Source organism: Actinotalea sp. (assembly GCF_035443605.1).
GTDB lineage: Bacteria > Actinomycetota > Actinomycetes > Actinomycetales > Cellulomonadaceae > Actinotalea.
This window is the reverse complement of record NZ_DAORSQ010000043.1, coordinates 1-3,307: the sequence shown is the minus strand read 5'-3', so window position 1 is coordinate 3,307 and position 3,307 is coordinate 1. Positions and strand designations below refer to the sequence as shown.

The window sequence follows — 3,307 nt, the reverse complement described above, 5'->3', positions numbered from 1 at the left end:
GGCCGGCACTCGATCTCGGTCCGGACGGTCGAGCCGGTGACCGACGCAGCGGTCGCCGCGCTGCGCGCTGATGTCGACCTCGGTCTGGGCGAGGCGCAGGGCACCCGGTTGACCTTCCTACCTCCCCACCCGATCCGCGCGGCACGGATCGTGGCACGCCTGGCAGCGCTGGACGTCGACATCGTGCGTCTGGTGGCCGACGACGCGTCGGTCGAGGACCTGTTCGCCTCTGCCGTCCTCGGACCAGCCGGCGGAACGGTCGAGGGCGCCGTCGAGGAGGCGACGCCGCCATGACGGCGTCGAGCGTGCGCGCCGGCCTGCGCCGGGACGGCGCGCTGGTACGGGCGGGCCTGGGCGAGGTGCTCGGCTCGCCGCCGCTCACGGCGCTGTACGCGGGCATCGTCATCGTCGTCAGCGCCCTGGACGCGGCCATCGTGTCCCGCACGGCGCTCGGGCCCGTCATGGCCACGGGCGACGCACGGGCGGTCGGCACCGTGCTGTCGACGGCGGCCTTCTTCGCGTCCTTCGTGGCGGCGGGGATCGCGTACGCCGTGCTGCTCGTCGTCCCCCTGACCCGCGCCCGCACGGGTGGCGGCCTCGTGGCCGTGCTGGCCACGCCCGTCGGGGCGCGGCGGCTGTGGTGGACCCGCAGCGTCGCGCTGTGGGTGCCGAGCCTGCTCGCCGGCGTCCTCGCCCCCGCCGGGGTGCTCGGCGGGCTCCGCTGGCTCGCCGTCCCCGCAGGCACCGGCTCACCGCTCGACGGGTGGCTGCTGCTCGCGACCCTGGTCGCCGTGCCCGTCACCTTCCTCGGGCTCAGCCTCGTGGTCACGGCGGTCGGTCTGACGGCGACGCCCGCGGCCGGCAACATCATCGCCATCGGCTTCTACGGGGGTGGCTCGGCGCTGCTCGGCAACATCGTGCTGCGGGCGGGCCTTGGCCCCGAGGCGTTCTGGTGGCTCACCGCCGGGGTGGCCGTGGCGACCTGGACCGCTGCCCTGCTCCTCGGGCTGCGGGTCACCACCTCGCGGGTGGTGCTGGCATGAGGGCGGCCGCGGCCGTCCGCCGGCGCACCGTGACGGAGATCGCGCGCAACGCCGGCCTGCGCTGGACCGGTGGCGTGGTCCTCGCCGCGGCCGCGGCCTGCGTCGTGTGGGTGGGCCTCGCCCGGCCGGACGGCGGCACCGAGGTCGACGTCCTGGTCGCCGTGGTCGGGCTCGTCCCGCCGCTCCTGCTGACCCTCGCCTACGTCGGCGGTCCGATGACCCGGGACCTGGCCAACGGCACGGTGGCAGCCGTCCTGGCCACGGCCGTGCGCCCGCGCGAGCTGGTGCGCGGGGCGAGCGGTGCCGTGCTCGAGGCGAGCATCCCGCTGGCCCTGGCCGTGCCCGTGGCCCTGATGCTCGTGGGCGGGGGTGTCCCGGGCCTCCCGCTGGTGCTCAGCGGGCTCGTGCTGACGCCCCTGTCGGCCGCGGGGATCGTCACCCTCACCGTCGCGCTGGCCCTCGCACGCGGGGTCGAGGCGGCGCTGGTCCCCGCCTGGTTGCTGAGCCTCGTGGTGCTCATGGGGGTCCCGGTGGGTGCGCTGCTGGACATGCTCGACGTCACGGGGTGGCAGTACCTGCTGCTCGGCGCCGTCGGGGCGGCCTGCGTCTGGCTGGCGGCCTGGGCGACGGTGGCCGGGCTGGCCCCGGAGCGGCTCGTCGAGCGCGGCTGAACGTGACCACCGGGCCGGGAACGAGGCAGCGGAGGCCTCCCGAGGGGGACCTCCGCCGCGTCGTGACCGTGCTCCCGCGAGTGGACTCGAACCACTAACCGTCCGATTAACAGTCGGATGCTCTGCCAATTGAGCTACGCGGGATCGCGCGAGGAGATGCTACCTGATCCGCGGGGGCCGCTGGCACCAGGGGCTGCGTCGCTGGGCCGATCGCCACCCCCGTGCCGCACGGTGACGTGCCGCTACAGCCCCGCAGCCTCGCGCACCCGAGCCTCGGCTGCGTCGACCGCCGCACCGACGGCAGGGTCGGCGAGGTCGACCCCGCCCGTGCCGATGACCTGCGTGAAGAGGCTTCCGTCCGCCGCCCGGCGCAGCACCACGCGGGCGCTCTGGCCGTCCGGCACCGTGACCTGCTCGCCGTGCACCACGGACGACTGCACCCTGTCGTGCACCGCGCGCGGCAGTGCCGGCGCGTCGTCGGCCAGGTGCAGCACGGTCTCCGTCGCGCCGTCCACCCAGGTGACGGTCAGCGTCACGGCCTCGGCGTCCAGGCGCGCGGCGTTGACGTCGCACCACGGCCGCGCGAGGACGTGCTCCCCGACGGCCACCCGGAGCCCCGTGCGCGTCGCCACGGCCCAGCCGTCCGCGAGGCGTCCGACGGCGAGCGGGCGGTCGCCCGCCAGGTCGAGCCGGTCACGGACCTCGTCGGGCAGGTGCGGTGCGCGTCGGAGGAGTGCCATGCGCCCAACCTAACCCCGGGTAGCCTGAGCGGCTGCGGGCCAGTAGCTCAGCCGGTCAGAGCAGCGGACTCATAATCCGTCGGTCGTGGGTTCAAGCCCCACCTGGCCCACCGCGGGGCCCCCGAGCGGATCATGGGGTCATGAGCGCAGCCGTCGCACCCGTGTCCACACCCCTGCTTCGGGGATCTGTCGACCAGTACGTCACGATGAACGTCCCGACGTGCAGCGGTGCGGACCGTGCCGATGCGGTCCGTGAGTCGCTCACCCGGCGCCGGTTCGACTCGGTTGCGGACGTGGCGGTGCTGGCGCCCGGTGGGTCCGGCGGTCGGCTGCTTCTCGGCCTGATCCCGGTGGAGCGCGTCCTGGCGGCACCGGCCGATCAGCTTGCCGAGTCGCTCATGGACGCCGACCATCCGTTCGTCGCGCCGGGCCTCGACCAGGAGAAGGCCGCGTGGCAGGCAGTGCGAGCGGGAGAGTCGAGCCTTGCCGTGGTCGACGAGCACGGGGTGTTCCGCGGGCTGGTGCCGCCGACCCGCTTCCGGGGGGTGCTGCTCGCCGAGCACGACGAGGACCTGGCACGACTCGGCGGCTACCTCAGCTCGACCGCCTCCGCCCGTCACGCCTCCGAGGAGGCACTGGGCGCGCGGCTCTGGCATCGCCTGCCCTGGCTCCTCATCGGGCTCGCCGGGGCCGCGTTCGCCGCGTGGGTCATGCGGGGCTTTTCGAGCGACCTCGAGGCCGACGTCCGGCTGGCGTTCTTCGTGCCAGGCGTGGTGTACATGGCCGATGCCGTGGGAACCCAGACCGAGACCCTCGTCATCCGTGGGCTGTCGGTCGGCGTGCCGATCAGGCG

5 protein-coding genes and 2 tRNA genes are annotated in these 3,307 nt (G+C 74.8%); 5 read left to right on the top strand and 2 right to left on the bottom strand.

The window, feature by feature from the left end; translation table 11 throughout:
* The 3 genes from PKY62_RS06625 to PKY62_RS06615 all read left to right on the top strand — a co-directional run.
* The coding region (locus tag PKY62_RS06625; protein WP_324535921.1) for a hypothetical protein at positions 1–294 on the top strand (294 nt) is incomplete at its 5' end.
* Positions 291–1,043, top strand: a complete 753-nt coding sequence (locus PKY62_RS06620; protein ID WP_324535920.1) for a hypothetical protein — start codon at positions 291–293, stop codon at positions 1,041–1,043. The genes PKY62_RS06625 and PKY62_RS06620, both read left to right, overlap by 4 nt.
* On the top strand, positions 1,040–1,714 hold the full coding sequence (locus tag PKY62_RS06615; RefSeq protein WP_324535919.1) for a hypothetical protein: 675 nt from the start codon (positions 1,040–1,042) through the stop codon (positions 1,712–1,714). Before PKY62_RS06620 ends, PKY62_RS06615 begins: the two co-directional genes overlap by 4 nt.
* A gap of 71 nt (positions 1,715–1,785) precedes the next feature.
* Here the strand turns inward: PKY62_RS06615 and PKY62_RS06610 are convergent.
* Both PKY62_RS06610 and PKY62_RS06605 read right to left on the bottom strand, forming a co-directional pair.
* Positions 1,786–1,858, bottom strand: a tRNA-Asn gene (locus tag PKY62_RS06610).
* Between the two features lie 98 nt (positions 1,859–1,956).
* Positions 1,957–2,454 carry a hypothetical protein gene (locus PKY62_RS06605; protein ID WP_324535918.1) on the bottom strand — a complete coding sequence of 166 codons (498 nt, stop codon included), beginning with the start codon at positions 2,452–2,454 and terminating at the stop codon, positions 1,957–1,959.
* 36 nt (positions 2,455–2,490) lie between these two features.
* Between PKY62_RS06605 and PKY62_RS06600 the strand changes: the two genes are divergently transcribed.
* Positions 2,491–2,564: transfer RNA gene (locus tag PKY62_RS06600), tRNA-Ile, on the top strand.
* Positions 2,565–2,594: 30 nt separating this feature from the next.
* A partial coding sequence (locus PKY62_RS06595; RefSeq protein WP_324535917.1) for a magnesium transporter occupies positions 2,595–3,307 on the top strand: 713 nt, incomplete at its 3' end.